General features: G+C 73.3%; 18 protein-coding genes and 2 pseudogenes. 14 read left to right on the top strand and 6 right to left on the bottom strand.

Annotated features, from left to right (window positions below; all coding sequences use genetic code 11):
• Positions 1-59: 59 nt before the first annotated feature.
• The 3 genes and pseudogenes from ACFWWU_RS00465 to ACFWWU_RS00455 form a co-directional block, all read right to left on the bottom strand.
• Positions 60-2,174 (bottom strand): FtsX-like permease family protein, encoded by a 2,115-nt coding sequence (locus ACFWWU_RS00465; RefSeq protein WP_384137353.1) that lies wholly within the window; start codon positions 2,172-2,174, stop codon positions 60-62.
• 200 nt (positions 2,175-2,374) lie between these two features.
• Positions 2,375-3,106: pseudogene (locus ACFWWU_RS00460) on the bottom strand (ABC transporter ATP-binding protein); the annotation flags it as partial.
• A gap of 70 nt (positions 3,107-3,176) precedes the next feature.
• Positions 3,177-3,995, bottom strand: coding sequence for an NAD(P)H-binding protein (locus ACFWWU_RS00455; protein ID WP_384137352.1), 819 nt, complete (start codon positions 3,993-3,995; stop codon positions 3,177-3,179).
• 82 nt (positions 3,996-4,077) lie between these two features.
• Here ACFWWU_RS00455 and ACFWWU_RS00450 point away from each other — a divergent pair, with 82 nt between their 5' ends.
• The 6 genes from ACFWWU_RS00450 (at position 4,078) to ACFWWU_RS00425 (ending at position 10,176) form a co-directional block, all read left to right on the top strand.
• Positions 4,078-4,479 (top strand): winged helix-turn-helix transcriptional regulator, encoded by a 402-nt coding sequence (locus tag ACFWWU_RS00450; protein ID WP_384137350.1) that lies wholly within the window; start codon positions 4,078-4,080, stop codon positions 4,477-4,479.
• Complete coding sequence (locus ACFWWU_RS00445; RefSeq protein ID WP_384137348.1) at positions 4,458-5,600, top strand: DUF2786 domain-containing protein; 1,143 nt, start codon at positions 4,458-4,460, stop codon at positions 5,598-5,600. Before ACFWWU_RS00450 ends, ACFWWU_RS00445 begins: the two co-directional genes overlap by 22 nt.
• A gap of 301 nt (positions 5,601-5,901) precedes the next feature.
• Complete coding sequence (locus tag ACFWWU_RS00440) at positions 5,902-7,971, top strand: FUSC family protein (protein WP_384137346.1); 2,070 nt, start codon at positions 5,902-5,904, stop codon at positions 7,969-7,971.
• Positions 7,972-8,082: 111 nt separating this feature from the next.
• Positions 8,083-8,664: a hypothetical protein gene (locus ACFWWU_RS00435; RefSeq protein WP_384137344.1), complete on the top strand. Its 582-nt coding sequence runs from the start codon at positions 8,083-8,085 to the stop codon at positions 8,662-8,664.
• Between the two features lie 100 nt (positions 8,665-8,764).
• Positions 8,765-9,334: a SigE family RNA polymerase sigma factor gene (locus ACFWWU_RS00430; RefSeq protein WP_384137342.1), complete on the top strand. Its 570-nt coding sequence runs from the start codon at positions 8,765-8,767 to the stop codon at positions 9,332-9,334.
• Positions 9,331-10,176, top strand: a complete 846-nt coding sequence (locus ACFWWU_RS00425) for a hypothetical protein (RefSeq protein WP_384137340.1) — start codon at positions 9,331-9,333, stop codon at positions 10,174-10,176. Before ACFWWU_RS00430 ends, ACFWWU_RS00425 begins: the two co-directional genes overlap by 4 nt.
• 15 nt (positions 10,177-10,191) lie before the next feature.
• On the opposite strand, the gene rpsN is transcribed toward ACFWWU_RS00425, so the two are convergent.
• Complete coding sequence (rpsN, locus tag ACFWWU_RS00420; RefSeq protein WP_384137339.1) at positions 10,192-10,497, bottom strand: 30S ribosomal protein S14; 306 nt, start codon at positions 10,495-10,497, stop codon at positions 10,192-10,194.
• Positions 10,497-10,733 (bottom strand): 50S ribosomal protein L28, encoded by a 237-nt coding sequence (gene rpmB, locus ACFWWU_RS00415; protein WP_329622681.1) that lies wholly within the window; start codon positions 10,731-10,733, stop codon positions 10,497-10,499. Before rpmB ends, rpsN begins: the two co-directional genes overlap by 1 nt.
• A gap of 72 nt (positions 10,734-10,805) precedes the next feature.
• Between rpmB and rpmG the strand changes: the two genes are divergently transcribed.
• The 4 genes and pseudogenes from rpmG to ACFWWU_RS00395 all read left to right on the top strand — a co-directional run bounded on the left by rpmG (position 10,806) and on the right by ACFWWU_RS00395 (position 12,132).
• Positions 10,806-10,970, top strand: a complete 165-nt coding sequence (gene rpmG, locus ACFWWU_RS00410; RefSeq protein ID WP_384137337.1) for a 50S ribosomal protein L33 — start codon at positions 10,806-10,808, stop codon at positions 10,968-10,970.
• A gap of 5 nt (positions 10,971-10,975) precedes the next feature.
• The gene (locus ACFWWU_RS00405) at positions 10,976-11,230 is read left to right on the top strand and encodes a type B 50S ribosomal protein L31 (RefSeq protein ID WP_384137335.1); all 255 of its coding nucleotides are present in this window, start codon (positions 10,976-10,978) and stop codon (positions 11,228-11,230) included.
• A 285-nt stretch (positions 11,231-11,515) separates the two neighbouring features.
• Positions 11,516-11,781, top strand: a pseudogene (rpsR, locus tag ACFWWU_RS00400) (30S ribosomal protein S18).
• 138 nt (positions 11,782-11,919) lie between these two features.
• Positions 11,920-12,132: a DUF397 domain-containing protein gene (locus ACFWWU_RS00395; protein WP_030219358.1), complete on the top strand. Its 213-nt coding sequence runs from the start codon at positions 11,920-11,922 to the stop codon at positions 12,130-12,132.
• A gap of 83 nt (positions 12,133-12,215) precedes the next feature.
• On the opposite strand, the gene ACFWWU_RS00390 is transcribed toward ACFWWU_RS00395, so the two are convergent.
• Positions 12,216-12,716, bottom strand: a complete 501-nt coding sequence (locus tag ACFWWU_RS00390) for an ATP-binding protein (protein ID WP_384137333.1) — start codon at positions 12,714-12,716, stop codon at positions 12,216-12,218.
• A 344-nt stretch (positions 12,717-13,060) separates the two neighbouring features.
• Here ACFWWU_RS00390 and ACFWWU_RS00385 point away from each other — a divergent pair, with 344 nt between their 5' ends.
• From ACFWWU_RS00385 to ACFWWU_RS00370, 4 genes are all read left to right on the top strand, one after another.
• Positions 13,061-13,933 carry a helix-turn-helix domain-containing protein gene (locus ACFWWU_RS00385; protein ID WP_384137331.1) on the top strand — a complete coding sequence of 291 codons (873 nt, stop codon included), beginning with the start codon at positions 13,061-13,063 and terminating at the stop codon, positions 13,931-13,933.
• Positions 13,934-13,995: 62 nt separating this feature from the next.
• On the top strand, positions 13,996-15,453 hold the full coding sequence (locus ACFWWU_RS00380) for an aldehyde dehydrogenase family protein (protein ID WP_384137329.1): 1,458 nt from the start codon (positions 13,996-13,998) through the stop codon (positions 15,451-15,453).
• Positions 15,454-15,541: 88 nt separating this feature from the next.
• A complete protein-coding gene (locus ACFWWU_RS00375; protein WP_384137328.1) occupies positions 15,542-16,084 on the top strand; it encodes a DinB family protein in 543 nt (180 codons plus the stop codon).
• A gap of 44 nt (positions 16,085-16,128) precedes the next feature.
• The gene (locus ACFWWU_RS00370) at positions 16,129-16,755 is read left to right on the top strand and encodes a PadR family transcriptional regulator (protein ID WP_384137327.1); all 627 of its coding nucleotides are present in this window, start codon (positions 16,129-16,131) and stop codon (positions 16,753-16,755) included.
• Positions 16,756-16,774: the final 19 nt, after the last annotated feature.

Raw genomic sequence — 16,774 nt, 5'->3', positions numbered from 1 at the left:
TGGAGGGGCGGTGACCCGGCTCCGACCCTTGTCACCGCCCCGTGTCCCACCATCGCCGCTCAGCGCGTGAGGCGCCACGCGGGGAGGGCCGACGCGGCGACCGCGACCGCCGCGCAGACCGCCGCCGCGGCGCCGACCGTGGCCCAGGGGAGGACCAGCGCCACCGGGGCCGAGAGGGCCGCCAGGCCCGCGCCCAGGGTGCCGAGGACGGCCGCCGTCACCGCGAGGCCGAGCAGCGCCCCGATCGCGGTGGCGAGCGCGGCCTCGCCCGTGACCACGCGCAGGATCTGGGCCCGGGTGGCGCCGGCCAGCCGGAGGGAGGCCAGTTCCCCGCCGCGTACGGAGGTCGCCATGAGGAGCGTGTTGGCGAGGCCGATCACCGTGTAGACGAGGGCGATGCCGAGGACCAGGATCATGCCGAGCCGGGTCTGCGGACTGCTCGGCGGATGGTCGGCGGCGGCCCACGCGTCGGCGGTCCTGACGGTCCCGCCGCTCGCCTCCAGGGCCCGCACGGTGGCCGCGCCGCCACCGCGTGCCTCGATCCGGTCGAGGGCGGCGCCGGGCGCGTTCGCCCGGGTCACGTACGGTCCGTTGTCGCCGGTCCCGCGCGCGAGGACGGCCACGACCCGGAGCCCTACGGGACCGCTCCCGTCCGCGCGCCAGATCCCGACGGTCTCGCCGACCCGGTGCCGCTCGAACTCCTCGTTGACGACGATCGACCGGTCGTCGAGGTCCCTCAGGTCCCCCGCGACCAGGGGCAGCCGCGCGAGCTCCGCGAAGGCCGCCGGGTCGGCGACCGCCCGCGCCCCGTACTTGACGACGGCCTCGGCCCCGTCCCGTACGAAGAGGGAGGTCGACGCGGTGGGGGAGACGACGGCCCCGTCCGGAGCTCTGGTCACCGCCCTCAACTCCTCGCCGCTCACCACGTACTGAGCGGTCGTCTGCTCCCGCGCCTCGACGCCCCGCGTCCGTGTGACGCTCGCCGCCGACCCGAAGAGCGTCCCGGCGAGCGCCACGGTCACGAGCACGGGCGCGGCGACGGCGGCGGTACGGCGTACGGAGGCGGCGCTGTTCTCCCGTACGAGCGTCCCCACGGCCCCGCGCAGCCGCAGCAGGCGTGCCACGGGCCGGACCAGGAGCGGGGAGAGCAGGGCGACGCCGCCGATCAGGAGCATCGGGAGGGTCGTGTACGTCTTCCGCTTGAGCAGCTCCGACGGTTCGGTGACGCACGTCCAGACGAGCAGCCCGAGCCCCGTGAGCAGCAGCCCCGTGCCGAGCAGGGCCCGGCCGAGGGGTAGGACGTCGGCGTCGACGTCCGCCTCGCGGAGCGCGGCCGTCGGGCCGACCTTCCCGGCCCGGCGGGACGCGGCGACGGCCCCGGCGAGGGCGACGGTCAGGCCCGTCCAGAAGGCGAGGTGGAAGGGCCAGGTCGCGTCGCCGACCGCGAACCACTCGGGCGCCAGGCCGCCGTCGACGAGCGTCCGGGCGAGCAGGGGCGCGCCGAGGGCGCCGAGCGCGCACCCGGTGGCGGAGGCGAGCACGCCGAGCGCCGTCGCCTCGGCGAGGAGCATGCGGCGGACCTGCCCGGGGGTGGCTCCGGCGGTCCGGAGCAGGCCGAACTCGCGTCGCCGCAGGGCGACGGCGAAGGCGAACGTGGAGGCGACGACGAAGACGGAGACGAAGGCGGTGACGCCGCCGGTGGTGCCGAGGAGGGCGTTGAGGCCGACGAGGGCCTGGGCGTCCCGCTCGGGGTCGGGATCGGCGTCGCGCCGTTCGTCGCCCGTGAGGACCCGGGCGCGGTCGCCGACCAGGGCCCGGACCTCGGCGGCGGGGGCGTCGACGCCGACGGCGTCGGGACCGCCGGAGGTGGTGAGCGTCCAGCGGGTGCGGAGCTCGCGCAGCAGTTCTTTGTCCACAGGCTGTGGACGGTCGAGCCGCTGCGCTACGGAGACGGTGTCCGGACCGCGCCGCACGTCGAGCGTCAGCCGGTCCTGGCCCTGGACGACGACGGGCGAGGAGGCGAACCGCTGGGGAGAACGCTCGGGCGCGTGAAAGGTGGCGGAGAGGCCGAGGCCCATGGTGGCGAGCAGCCCGACGCCGAGGGCGAGGGCGAGGAAACCACCGAGGAAGGAGGCCCAGCGGGCGCGCAGCCCGGAGAGGACGACGATCAGCATGCCGGACTCCTCACGGGGTCGCCGGAACGGGCCAGGGAGGCCCTGGTGGCCTGGGAGGTCCCGGAAGCCTCGGTGGCCCCGGAGGCCCTGGTGACCCCGGAAGCCTCGGTGGCCCGGGTGGCCCCGGAAGCCCCGGAAGCCCCGGAAGCCCCGGAGGCCCTGGTGGCCCCGGAAGTCCCCGTGGCCCCGGTTACCTCGGAGGCCTCAAGCCCCGCCATCCGGGCCGCGACCGACTCCACCGTCGGCGCCGCCAGTTCGCCCGCGAGGCGTCCGTCGACCAGGAAGACCACCCGGTCCGCGCGTGCCGCCGCCACCGGGTCGTGGGTGACCATGACGATCGTCTGGCCGTCCTCGTCGACGAGCCGGCGCAGCATGGCCAGGACCTCGCGGCTCGTCGTCGAGTCCAGCGCGCCCGTCGGCTCGTCCCCGAAGAGGACGGCGGGCGCGGTGATCAACGCCCGGGCGATCGCGACCCGTTGCTGCTGCCCGCCGGAGAGTTCCCCGGGCCGGTGCCGTTCCCGCCCGGCGAGCCCGACGCGCGCGAGGGCTTCCCGCACCTCCGTACGGGAGGGCCGGCGGCCGGCGAGGCGGAGCGGCAGGGCCACGTTCTGCGCGGCCGTCAGGCTGGGCAGCAGGTTGAAGGACTGGAAGACGAAGCCGATCCGGTCCCGCCGCAGCAGGGTCAGACGCCGCTCGCTCAGCCCCTCCAGGGCGGTGCCGCCGACCTCGACGCTCCCGGACGTGGGCCGGTCGAGCCCGGCCGCGCACTGGAGCAGCGTGGACTTGCCGGATCCCGAGGGGCCCATGACGGCGGTGAAGGTCCCGGCGGCGAAGTCGAGGTCGACGCCGTCGAGGGCGCGGACGTCACGGTGGTGGCGGGTGAGCCCCCGGAGCCGTACGGCGGCGGCGGTGGTGGTCGTGGTCTTCGTCATGGCTCAAGCGAACCGTTTCCGCCCCTGCCGATCACGACCACTGCCGGGCGTCCGGGGGGTAGGGCCAGGCCTACCGTTCCCGTACGGCCTTCACGAACACGTCCAGCGCGTCGAGGGGTTCGCGCCCGCCGAGCAGCGCGCGCAGGTCGCTCTCGACGCCCGTCCCGTCCAGGAAGCCGTGCGCGATCGCCGAGTACGTGCTCGCCAGCATCGGCACCTGGAAGGGCACGGCCCCGGAGGCGGCGACGGCGGCGCGGGCGTCGGCGAGCGTGCCCGGGGCGTACGTGGCTCCCAGGGCCTCCGCGAGGTCGGCGCCGCCGAGGGGGCGCTCGCCGACGAGCTCGTAGACGCGGTCGCGGTGGGCGGCGGGGTCCGTGGCGACGGCGACGGCGACGTCGGCGAGGTCCGCGCGGGCGACGGCGGCGAGCCGGCCCTCGCCGAGGGGCCCGGTGATGCGGTTCTCGGCGTCCGGGGCGGCGATCCAGGTGAGGAACTCCGCGTAGAGGCCGTTGCGGAGGATCGTCCAGTCGAGCGTGGCGGACCGCCGGAGCCGCCGCTCGGTCCAGCGGTGGGCGAGCGCGTACGTCAGGTGGTCGCCGTCGCCGGAGAGGCTCGTGTAGACGACGTGCCGGACGCCGGCCCGCTCGGCGGCGGAGATCGCGGCCTCGTGGCGGGCGACGACCGTGTCGTCCTCCCCGTATCCGGCGGAGACCAGGAGCAGGGTGTCGACCCCGGCGAAGGCCTCCGGCAGGGTCCCGGGCGCGTCGAAGTCGACGCGGCGGGTGCCGGGCAGTCCCGCCCGGGTGCCGAGGACGACGTCGTCGCGGCCGGCGAGGCGGGCGGCGACGAGAGAGCCGAGGGCGCCGGAGACGCCGGTGACGAGCAGCATGGTTTCCCCCTGGGGTGGTGACGGCTGAGACCGCTGAGACCATCGTGGGGGGACGGCGAAGATCGCGGAAGGAGGCACTTTGATGTCCGAAGGGCACACGGAGGTAACCACAGGGCCGGTCGCCGGACCGGTGGTGAGCTGTGCGGAGGAGTGCGGGGTACGGGACGTGCAGGACCGTCTCGGCGACAAGTGGACGGTGCACGTGGTCGTCGAACTCGTGCCGGGCCCGCGGCGGTTCCGCGAGCTCCAGCGGCTGGTCCCGGGGATATCGCAGCGGATGCTGACCCTGACGCTGCGCCGTCTGGAGCGCGACGGTCTCGTCTCGCGTACCGTCCACCCGACGACCCCGCCGCAGGTGGAGTACGCGCTGACCGCGACCGGTCACAGCATGACCCACCTGATCAAGCAGCTGGTCGACTGGTCGCTCGACCACCGTGCGGTGATCGCCCGGTCGCGCGAGGAATGGGACACGAGGACGGCGTGAGCGGCACCACCATCATCGACAAGGCCTTCGAGGCGCTGTACGCGAGCGACGACGCCTCGCTCGACACGGCGGCCTCGCTCCTCGCCGCCGCCGACCGGGCGGCCGACGCGGAACTGACCCGGCGCGGCGAGGAGTTCGTACGGACGCTGTGGGGGCGGGGCTGGCAGCCGGCGGACCTGGCCCGCACGGTCCGCCGCGAACTCTCCGACGACCACGTCCGCCTCCTCGCGGCCCTGATCAGGACGGAGACGGCCGCCTACGAGCGACTGCCCCACCGCTGGCAGGCACAGCTGGACGAACTGGCCGACTTCACGGTCCGCCCGACGGACCGCTTCTCGTACGCGACGACCGTCCTGGAGCTGTACCGGATCCTGGTCCGGCTGCCGAGGCTCGACGCGGTCGGCCCGGTCCCGGGCGGGACGCTGCCGCCGGCCACGGCCGGGGAGCCCCGCATGCTCACCCGGATCCGGGCGCTGCTCGCGAAGGCGGAGGCGACGGGGTACCCGGAGGAGGCGGAGGCGCTCACGGCCAAGGCCCAGGAGCTGATGGCGCGGCACAGCCTGGACGAGGCGACGCTCGCGGCGGGCGCGCCGTCGCCGGAGACGCCGGGCGCGATCCGGATCGGGGTCGAGCCGCCGTACGAACAGGCGAAGGCGATCCTGCTGGACGCGGTGGCGACGGCGAACCACTGCCGGGCGGTGTGGAACGAGGCGTACGGCTTCTCGACGGTGGTCGGCTTCGAGGCGGACCTCGATCCGGTGGAGCTGCTGTACACGTCGCTGCTCGTGCAGGGAACGGCGGCGATGACCCGGGCGGAGGCGGAGCAGCGGGCGGGCGGCCGCAAGCGTACGAAGTCGTTCCGCCAGTCCTTCCTCCTCGCCTACGCCAACCGCCTGGGCAGCCGGCTGTCGGCGACGTCCCGCCGGGTCGCAGCCGAGGCCCCGACGCTCCTCCCGGCCCTCGCGTCCCGCGACCTCGCGGTCACGAACCGCACGGACGAACTCTTCCCGGAGACCCGGACGACCAGGGTCCGAGCGGCCTGGGACGAGGAGGGCTGGACCCACGGCGCCACGGCGGCCGACCAAGCAGGCCTCCACCCCAACCGCCGCCCCCTCCCGTAGACCCACCGGTCCCCGACGCGGGCCCCCGCCCGTAGGCCCGCCGGTCGCCGACCCGCCGGTCCCTGACCCGTGCCCCAGGGCCCCGTCCCTGCCACCCGCCCCCCCCGCCTTGCTCCGCCACCGCCACCCGGCCCCCCGCCTTGCCCCGGCCCGCGTCCCGGGGCCCCGCCTCCGCCGTGCCACGCCCCCGGGCCCTCCGCCATGGCCCGTCCCCCCCACCCGCCCCCGGCAGGGTTTCGGGAAGGGGCGGGGCAGGGGGGAAATGCCTGGTTCGTGCGGTTTCGCGGATACGCTCAGGGCCATGAGTTGGCTCCGGGCCCTGAAGGAGACCGCCCGCTCGGGGCTCACCGTCGAGCGGCCGCGGCTCGAACCCGCCATCGCCGCCCGCGGCGCCCTCGGACTCGCCCTCGTCGTCGGGATCTCGCTCGCACTCTTCGGCCCCGCCGTCGCCGTCTCCTCCGCCTTCGGCGCCTTCCAGGCGGCCATCGCCACCTTCCAGCGTTCCTGGCGCCCCCGCCCCACCCTCGCCCTCGCCTCCGGCGCCAGCCTCGCCGTGTCGACGTTCCTCGGCTATGTCACCGGCGCCGGCGCGCACCCGGTCCTCTTCCTCGGCCTGCTCCTCCTCTGGACGTTCCTGTCGGGGCTCGCCTGGGCCGCCGGCCCCACCGCCGGCATCATCGCCTCCTCCAACGTGGCGATGATGCTCGTGACGGTCACCCTCCCCACCTCCGTCGCCACCGCCGCCGGCCACGCCGCCATGATCTTCGCCGGCGGGGTCGTCCAGGCCGCCCTCGTCGTCCTCCTCCCCGTCCGCCGCTGGGGCGCCCAGCGCGACGCCCTCGCCGACGCGCTCGCCGCCGAGGCGGACTACGCCCGCCGCCTCCGCCACGACCCGGTCGCCCCCTTCGACCCCGTACCGCTCATGACGGCCCGCAGCGCCGCCGCCGTGACCCCCCGCCAGGCCCGCAGCCGCCCCGCGGAGCTGCACGGCGCGCGCGGCCTCGCCGAGCGGATCCGACCGGTCCTCGCCTCGCTCGCGGACCCCGCAGTCGGCGTGCCCGAGGAGGGGCCGCAGCGGGACCGCGTACGGGAACTGCTGGCCGCCGCCGGCGCCCTCCTCGACGCCGCCGCGCACGCGATCCGGCACGGCGAGCCGGTCGCCCTCCCCCCGGCCGCCCTCGCCGCCCTCCGTACCCCCGACACGGGCGCGATCCTCTCCGGCCCTCCCCGCCGCGCCGCCCTCCGCCTCGCCGCCCTGCTCGGCGACGTCGTCGAGACGGCGGAACCCCGCACCGAGACGACGCCCGCGGAGGGCGCCGCGCGCACCCGCCCGACCATGGTCCGGCTCGCGCCGGTCGTCCTCGCGAAGATGCGTGCCGAGCTGCGCCCCGACTCCCCGATCCTGCGCCACGCCGTCCGCGTCTCGGTGGTCACGGCCGCCGGCTACCTCCTCGGCGCCGCGCTCCCCTTCGGCCACGGCTACTGGGCGCCGATGGCCTCCGTCATGGTGATGCGGCCGGACTTCACGCAGACGTACGCCCGCTCCGTGGCCCGCTTCGGCGGCACGCTCGTCGGCGTGGCGCTCGCGACGGCGGTCGTCCGCACGGCCCACCCGGGCCTCTACCTGTCCGCCGCGCTCGCGGTGCTGTGCGCCTTCGGCATGTACCTGTTGATGCGCACGGGGTACGCGGTCGCCCAGGTCTGCGTCGCCGCGTACGTCGTCTTCCTGCTCGGCATGGACGGCGCCGGCCTCACCCAGACGGTCCGCGAGCGCGTGCTGCTGACCCTTCTCGGCGGGCTGCTCGCCATGCTCTCCTACGCCGTCTACCCGGCCTGGGAGACGCCTCGGCTGCGCGGCCGGCTCGCGGACTGGCTGACGGCGTCGGGCCGGTACGCCGCCGCCGTCGCCGCCCGGTACGCCGAACCCGCCGGCCAGTCCTGCCCCGACGTCCGCGAGGCGCTCCTCGCCGCCCGCGCCGCCCGAGTGGCCTGGCAGGATGCGGTCGCCCGGGCGACCCACGAGCCGGTACGCCACCGGGGGCTCTCGCACACCACGGCGGAGGAGGCCGGGCAGGCCCTGGCGGAGTTCGGCCGGGCGGCGATGCTCCTGGAGGCGCACCTCCCGGACCGCGGCGCGGCGCCGCTGGCCGCCGCCGCGACCCTCGCGGAGGCCCTGCGCCGGTCGGCGGAGCGGGGCGCGAAGGACGTACGGGAACGCAGGGAGCCGCACTGGGACGACCTCAGGGAGACCGTCGCCGCCTGGTCGGCCGACCCGCCGGACCACTTCCTCCTCGACAAGGGCGCACGGCTGCTCCTCGACGCCCTGGACGAGCTCACGGAGGCGCTGGCGCCCGCCACTCCGGCGCGCTAGAACGAATTCCGGGATCGTGTCATCCGCCGGAGGCCCGAACGGAGTTGGAAGGAGTGAGGACCCCAGAGGACGGTCGCGGGCGAGCGACCGAGACGATCCAGGAGCCACCGGATGAAGAAGTACCTGTCGGCCGTCGTCGCCATGGTGGCCGCGGCCACCGTCGCCGCACCGGCGTCGGCGACCGCCGTGACCGAGACCGTGACCGCCGAGACCGCCACCACGGCGGTGAAGACCCTCACGACCCTCACGACCCCCGCCCCCACCCCCACCACCACGACCTCCACCCCCATCCGTACCGTCCGCCCCGGTGAGCGCGTCGACGCCGGGCAGGGCTGGACCGTGTGGCTGACGAGGCAGGGCAAGTACTGGTCGGGCCCGGACGGTTACGAGAACTTCCGCAGCGTGGTCGACGGCAACATCGACCGGAGCCGGCCGGGTGTGAGCCACCAGAGCGAGGGCGGCGAGAACGGCGTCTTCCGCTCCGGCCTCTACTACGGGACCCGTGACGCGGGCCGCGTCGAACTGACCGACGCGGACGGCCGCAAGACCGTCGCCACCCTCGTCGCCCTGCCCGGCCGCTCCGACTGGGGCGTCTGGTACGTCCACACCGGACCGACCCAGGGCAGCCCGGCCGTCGCGCTGTACGACCGGGCCGGCAAGCTCCTCGCCGACCTTCCGGCCTGGGACTTCTGACCGGCCGGATCCACCCGGCGCCACCCATGAATGTGGCGGGGCCCGGCACGGGGCTGGCCCCGCCCCTCTCCTCCACCGAACGATCGCGAGGTCCGACACCGTGCCGCAGCACGAGCCCGCCGCCGAGGACGACGGCTTCGACGGGGACGACGGCTTCGCCGACTTCGCCGTCGCCGCCTGGCCCCGGCTGGTACGCACGGCCCAGCTGCTGACCGGCGACTTCCACGAGGCGGAGGACCTGGTCCAGACGACACTGGCCAAGGTGTACGGACGGTGGCGGCGCGTCCCCCGGAGCGAGATCGACCTCTACGTGCGCCGGGCCCTCGTCAACAACAACCTCAGCCGCATCCGCCGCAGGCGGGTCGCCCTGCTCCTCACACCGGTGCTCCCCGAGTCGCTCCGGCACACGTACGCGGGACACGCCGAGGCCGTCGAACAGCGCACCGCGCTCCAGGAGGCGTTAGCCGACCTGACCGCCCGCCAGCGCGCGGTGATGGTGCTCCGCTACTGGGAGGACCTGACCGAGCAGGAGATCGCGAGTGTGCTCAACTGCTCGCTCGGCACGGTCAAGACGCACGCGAGGCGCGGCCTGGCCGCGCTGCGCACCCACCCCCGGCTCGCCGCCGCCCCCGTCCCGTACGCCCCCGCCCCGCCCGGAGCCCGCCGATGAGCACCCCCGAATCCGTACCCGATCGGGACACCGGACCCGCCGCCGGCCATGAGAGCGACGCCAAAGCCACAGCCAACACCAACACCAACACCAACACCAACGCCAACGCCGACAGCGCCACCGACAGCGCCACCGACGGCGAAGTCGACTGGATCCGCGAGGCGTTCGCGCGAGAGGCCTTCGGCGTCACCCCGAGCCCGGTGCCGCTGGAGGCCGTCCGGCGCGCGGGCCGGTCGCGCCGGAGCCGCCGTACGGCGACCTTCTCGGCGCTGTCGGTCGTCGCCGCGGCGACGGGCGTGGCGGCGGTCGTCGGCGTGACGTACACGAGGCCGTCCCCGCCGGCCCCGGCCCAGGTGGCCGCTTCACCGGCCACGGTCACCCCTCGGGTCCCGCCACCCACGTCCCGGCCCACGCCCACGCGGACGGCGGCGCGGACGCCGACGCCGGTCCGGGTCGTGACCTCCGGCGAGCGCGTCGACGCCGGGAAGGGCTGGAAGGTCTGGCTGACGGCCGAGGGCAAGCACTGGACGGGCCCGGACGGGTACGAGAACACCCGCAGCGTGACCGACGGCAACGTCGACACGGCCGTGCCCGGCGTGAGCCACCAGACGGAGTCGTCCGCGGCGGGCGCCTTCCACTCGGGCCTCTACTACGGGACCCGCGCGGTGGGCAGGGTCGAGCTCACGGGCTCCGGGGGCACCCGGATCGCCGCGACCCTGCTCGAACTGCCGGCCCGGCCCGGCTGGGGCGTCTGGTACGCGCACACCGGGCCGACGGGCGCGGAGGCGTCCGTGGCGATGTACGACCGCGCGGGCAGACTCCTCACGAACCTCCCGGGCTGACCGCCGGGCGCGCCGTCACCACGACGCCTTCCGCACCCCCGGCAGGAAGCCCGCGTGCGCCTGCTCCCTCATCCGGACCCGGGACAGCCCGAACTTCCGCAGGTGGCCCCGGGGCCTGCCGTCCACCGCGTCCCGGTTCCGCACCCGGGTCGCGCTCGCGTCCCGGGGCCGGCGGCCGAGCTCCCGTACCGCCGCCGCACGGTCCGCGGCGGGGGTGGAGGGGTGGCGGACGATCTCCTTCAGCTCGGCCCGCCGCTCGGCGTACCGCGCCACGACCGACTTCCGCCGCTCGTTGCGTGCGATCTTGCTGCGCTTGGCCATCAGACCGTCACCCCGCGCGCCCGGATGCGGGCCACGGCGGCCTCCACGCCGATGGCGTCGACGGTCTTGATCGCGCGGGCGCTGAGCGTGAGCCGGACGTACCGGCCCTCGCCGGCGAGCCAGTACCGCTTGCGCTGGATGTTGGGGTCGAAGCGGCGCGAGGTGCGCCGGTGGGAGTGCGAGATCCGGTTGCCGAATCCGGGCCGCGCGCCGGTCAGCTGGCAGTGGGCGGACAAAGGTGACCTACCTCTCCGTAGTGCTCTTCAAGAAAGTGGAAATGGGAACCATTTTCATTTACTCTACACACCATGGCCCGCAACGAACTCCGCCCCGTCGTCAAACTCCGGTCCACCGCCGGCACCGGATTCACCTACGTCACCCGCAAGAACCGCCGCAACGACCCCGACCGCCTCACCCTGCGCAAGTTCGACCCGGTCGTCCGCCGTCACGTCGACTTCCGAGAGGAGCGCTGAGCCCGATGAAGCCCGGCATCCACCCCCCGTACGAGCCCGTCGTCTTCCGCGACAAGGCCGGCGGCCTCTCCTTCCTCACCCGCTCCACCCTCACCAGCGACAAGACAGTGGAATGGGAGGACGGGCGCACCTACCCCGTCGTCGACGTCGAGATCTCCTCGGCGAGCCACCCCTTCTACACCGGCACCGCGCGCGTGCTCGACACCGCCGGCCGCGTCGAGCGCTTCGAGAAGCGGTACGGACGGCGCGAGGCCCGCTGATGCTCTCGCGCGGCCCTCGTCGGAGGACTCCACTCCGACGAGGGCCGCGCCGCCGTGGACCGGCTCCCGGCCGACGCCCCCGGCAGCGTGGCGCTTCACCACGACCTAGGGCCTGTCGTTTGGATCATGCCGGGCTCGCGGCGCCTGGCACCGCGCCTCGCCGCGTTGTCGTCACTCGCCGACGTCCCCCGTAGCCCTTCGGGCACGGGAGGTACCCCCACCGCGTCGACTCCCTCCTCCGCCTTGCGATGCACGGCACCAGACGCCGCTCCCTGATCCGGCCTGATCCAAACGACAGACCCTAGCCCCCGTAGCCCTCCGCGCAAGCCGGTGCGCACGCGACCCAACCCCTTGGGCCGCGATGACGTCCTCTCTGTCGACTGCGAGGACACGGACCTGCTGCGGGCGTTCGTCTCCGACCGGGGGGAGATCAGGAGCCGTAGGGTGACCCGGGTGAGCGCGCGGCAGCGGCGGCAATCGCGAGGGCCGTGCGGAACGCCCGCGAGATGACCCTTCTGCCGTACCCGTCGGTAGCACGCTCCGTCGCGTAGCCGCTACGCCACCCCGCGTGCACGTGCATCTGCTCATGCAGCGGCATATGAACACAGCTATGATCCGAGGAAGTTGACACCTGCACCAAGCAATTCGGGGAGCTACCAGTGCATCATGCGCATCACGCGTACAACGGCATGGCGGCCACGGAGCTGCGAGGCGTCGTGTGGCAGAAGAGCAGGCACAGCAACTCCCAGGGATCCTGCGTGGAGTTCGCGAAACTTCCGGGGGGAAACGTTGCCGTACGCAATTCGCGCCACCCCGACGGTCCCGCGCTCGTCTACACGCCGGCGGAGATAGAAGCGCTCCTGCTCGGCGTCAAGGACGGGGAGTTCGACCACCTGGTGTGAGCCCGGTGTCACGACGGACACGGACGAAGGGCCCCGGCGGCGACCGCCGGGGCCCTTCGTCCATGCCTGTGTACGCGTACCGCCTACTGCTCCGGGCCGACCCGGAACAGCGCCCACACGACCTTGCCCTGGAGCGTCCCGGCGAGCGGGTGCCAGCCCCAGCTGTCGCTGAACGCCTCCACCAGGAAGAGTCCGCGCCCCGACTCGGCGGCGAAGTCCTCCTCGCCGCCGCGTGCCTCCGGGCTCGCCCCGCTCGGGTCGCGCACGGCGCACACGAGGCGCGAGGCCCAGCGCATGAGGTGCAGCCTCACGGGCGGGTTCTGGCCGTCTTCCTGGGGCGCGTCGGCGGGCACCGCGTGCCGCAGCGCGTTGGTGACGAGCTCGGAGACGACCAGGGCCACATCGTCGAAGCGGTCGTTCATGTCCCAACGGCCGAGCGTCGCGCTGGTGAACTTCCTGGCTCCGCGCACCGCTTCGAACCGGGCGGGCAGGGCACAGGAGGCGGAGGTGGAGACGGCGCCGGGATCGATCGGCGGAAGGCCCTGCCGTAACGGCTCGAGCACGGTCGATCCATTCGTCCCCATGCGAGGCACTCCCGGGAATCGCGACAGTGGTGCGACAACACGAACGAGTACGCGGCTGCGCGGGGTCCATGGTTCCGAATGCGACCACTGGATGCAAGGGCAGATGCACGTGCACGCGCCGGACCTGTCCGTCCCTGTGGTGAATCTGCGCATATCTTCTGCGGGTTGACGGGGGAATCCGCGTCTCCCCACCCTGGATGCGCCCCCCGGTGCGCCCCGTTCCGTCGAGCAGGTGCCCGGAAGTCGCCCTCTTTCCGTAATCGAATGTGTACGCGCTGAAGCGTTTGGTGGCAGAATCCGGGGCTCGACGGGGGCTCGACACCGTAAAGGGGAGGCTGAGAGCCGTGACCGCAGGCGAATCTGGCGGAGCGAGCGGAAGCGTGGTCCGGCGCATCCTGCTGGGCTCCCAGCTGAGGAGGTTGCGCGAGTCACGCGGAATCACCCGCGAGGCTGCCGGTTACTCGATCCGTGCGTCCGAATCCAAGATCAGCCGTATGGAGTTGGGACGGGTGAGCTTCAAGGCCAGGGACATCGAGGACCTGCTCACGCTCTACGGAGTCGGCGACGAGACCGAGCGCGGCGCGCTCCTCGGGCTCGCCCGCGAGGCCAACGTCACCGGCTGGTGGCACAGCTTCGGCGACGTCCTGCCCGGCTGGTTCCCCACCTACATCGGCCTCGAAGGCGCTGCCTCCCTCATCCGCGTCTACGAAGTCCAGTTCGTCCACGGCCTGTTGCAGACCGAGGCGTACGCCCAGGCCGTCGTCACCCGGGGCATGCCCGAGGCCCCGCGCGCCGAGATCGACCGCCGCGTCGCCCTGCGCCTGGAGCGCCAGAAGGTCCTCGTCTCCGAGCGGGCCCCGCAGTTCCACGCCGTCCTCGACGAGGCCGCGCTACGCCGTCCCTACGGCGACCGCTCCGTCATGCAGGGACAGTTGAGGCATCTCATCGAGATCTCCGAGCACCCCGGAGTCACGCTCCAGGTCATGCCCTTCAGCTTCGGCGGTCACGCCGGCGAGAGCGGCGCCTTCACGATGCTGAGCTTCCCCGAATCCGACCTCTCCGACATCGTCTACCTGGAGCAGCTCACCAGTGCCCTCTACGTCGACAAGCGCGAGGAGGTCGCCCAGTACCAGCGCGTGATGGAGCGCCTCCAGAAGGACAGTCCGGATCCGGCCGAAAGCCGGGACCTTCTCCGGGGGCTCCTCCAACTCTCCTGACACATCAGTACGATGACGCCACATCAGTCTGATCGCGGGTAGCGGGTAGAGGGGTCTCCACCATGTCGCACTTCACCGACCTGGCCCACCAGTACATCGACGGCGAGTGGAAGCCGGGCAGCGGCTCGTGGGACATCATCGACTTCAACCCGTACACCGGGGAGAAGCTCGCGTCGATCACCATCGCGACCGTCGACGAGGTCGACCGCGCCTACCGGGCCGCCGAGCGCGCGCAGGCCGAGTGGGCCGCGACCAACCCGTACACCCGCCGGCTCGTCTTCGAGCGCGCGCTGCGGATCGTGGAGGACCGCGAGGCGGAGATCGCCGAGACGATCGTCGCCGAGCTCGGCGGCACCCGTCTCAAGGCCGCCTTCGAGCTGCACCTCGCCAAGGAGTTCCTGCGCGAGGCGGTCCAGCTGGCGCTGCGACCCGAGGGCCGCATCCTGCCCTCGCCGGTCGACGGCAAGGAGAACCGCGTCTACCGCCTTCCGGTCGGTGTCGTCGGCGTCATCTCCCCCTTCAACTTCCCTTTCCTCCTCTCGATCAAGTCGGTGGCGCCCGCGCTCGCCCTCGGCAACGCGGTCGTCCTCAAGCCCCACCAGAACACCCCGATCTGCGGCGGCACGCTCGTCGCCAAGGTCCTGGAGGAGGCCGGCCTCCCGGCCGGCCTGCTGAACGTCGTCGTCACCGACATCGCCGAGATCGGCGACGCGCTCATCACCCACCCCGTCCCGAAGGTCATCTCCTTCACCGGCTCCGACAAGGTCGGCCGCCACGTCGCCACGGTCTGCGCGCAGAACTTCAAGCACGCCGTCCTCGAACTCGGCGGCAACAGCGCCCTGATCGTCCTCGACGACGCCGACGTCGACTACGCGGTGGACGCGGCCGTCTTCAGCCGCTTCGTACACCAGGGCCAGGTCTGCATGGCCGCCAACCGCATCCTGGTGGACCGCCGCCTGGAGGCGGAGTTCACCGAGAAGTTCGTGGCGAAGGTGAAGACGCTGCGGGTCGGCGACCCCGCCGACCCCGCCACCCACATCGGCCCGCTGATCAACTCCCAGCAGGCGGAGGCCGTCTCCTCGGTCGTCGACCAGGCGGTCGCGGCCGGCGCGACGGCACTGCTGCACGGCTCGGTCGACGGGAACGTCGTCTCCCCGTCCGTCCTGAGCGGCATCCCGGCCGACTCGCCCGTGCTGAGCCAGGAGATCTTCGGCCCGGTCGCGCTCATCGTCCCCTTCGACGGCGAGGAGGAGGCCGTACGGATCGCCAACGACACCCCGTACGGGCTGAGCGGCGCCGTCCACACCGGAGACGTCGAGCGGGGCGTACGGGTCGCCCAGCGCATCCACACCGGCATGATCCACATCAACGACGGCACCGTGCACGACGAGCCGATCGTGCCCTTCGGCGGCGAGAAGCACTCGGGCATCGGGCGGCTCAACGGCGACGCGATGGTGGACGCCTTCACCACCCAGAAGTGGATCTCCATCCAGCACGGCCGGAGTCGTTTCCCCTTCTAGGACAGAACTTGTCCGCAAGGGTCCGTAGCGTGGTCGGTGTCGAGAAGGTCCACACGATTCACGTCACGCTACGGAAGGCGGATCCCTCATGGTCGCTCTCGTTCCCACCGAGGCCCACGGCGACGAGCGCGGCGCGCTCCTCAACTTCATCGAGGCCCAGCGCGCCGCGATCCGCCGCTCGCTCCTCGGCCTCACCGAGGAGCAGGCGGCGAGCCGCCCCAGCGTCAGCGAGCTGAGCCTGTCCGGCCTGCTCAAGCACGTCGCCGAGGTGGAGCTGAACTGGCTCCGCCTCGCGCAGCAGCGGCCGAACGAGAAGCAGCGCACCCAGGAGACGTGGGGCGAGGGCTTCCGGCTCGTCGGGGACGAGACGATCCAGGAGATCGTGGAGTTCTGGGCGGGCGTGGCCAAGGAGACCGAGGACTTCGCGCGCGCGGTGCCGAGCCTGGACGACACCTTCCCGCTGCCGGAGGCGCCCTGGTTCCCGAAGGACGGCCGCGTGTCGGTCCGCTGGATGCTGCTCCACCTCGTCCAGGAGGCCGGGCGGCACGCCGGGCACGCGGACGTCATCCGCGAGTCCCTGGACGGCAAGGGCTCCTTCGATCTGATCGCGCAGGAGCAGGGCCGGGGCTGACACCCCGCGTACCCTGGTCAAAATTGACTAGGGAGGTACGTGGGATGTCGGCGATCCGGCTGCTCGTCCTGGGCGCGGTGAAGATGCACGGCCGCGCCCACGGCTACCAGGTGCGCAACGACCTCGAGTTCTGGGGCGCGCACGAATGGTCCAACGCCAAGCCCGGCTCGATCTATCACGCGCTCAAGCAGATGGCGAAGCAGGGGATGCTGCACGCCCACGAGATCGCGCCGAGCGCGGTCGGCGGGCCGCCGCGCGTCGAGTACGAGCTGACGGAGCGGGGCACGGAGGAGTACTTCGCGCTGCTCCGCGAGGCCCTGACCACGTACGACCAGAAGATGGACGTCCTGTCGGCCGGCATCGGCTTCATCGTGGACCTTCCCCGGGAGGAGGCGGCGGAGCTGCTGCGGCGACGGGTGCGGGCGCTCGACGAGTGGCGGGACGCGGTCACTGAGTACTACACCCCGGAGGGCGGCCCGGGGCAGCTCGGGCACATCGGCGAGATCATGCACCTCTGGGTGCACTCGGCCGACGCGGGCAAGGAGTGGACGCTCGGTCTGATCGAGCGGATCGAGGGCGGGGCGTACGTGTTCGCGGGTGAGGGCGATCCCTTCGTGGGCGTGCTCGCCGAGGGCGAGGAGAACCCGTTCGCGACGGGATCCGCCGACTGATCAGGATCGAGCCGACTAA

The organism is Streptomyces sp. NPDC058650, assembly GCF_042717315.1.
In the GTDB taxonomy this organism is placed as follows: Bacteria; Actinomycetota; Actinomycetes; order Streptomycetales; family Streptomycetaceae; genus Streptomyces.
The sequence above is the reverse complement of the archived record's forward strand: the minus strand, read 5'-3'. Positions and strand labels throughout refer to the sequence as shown.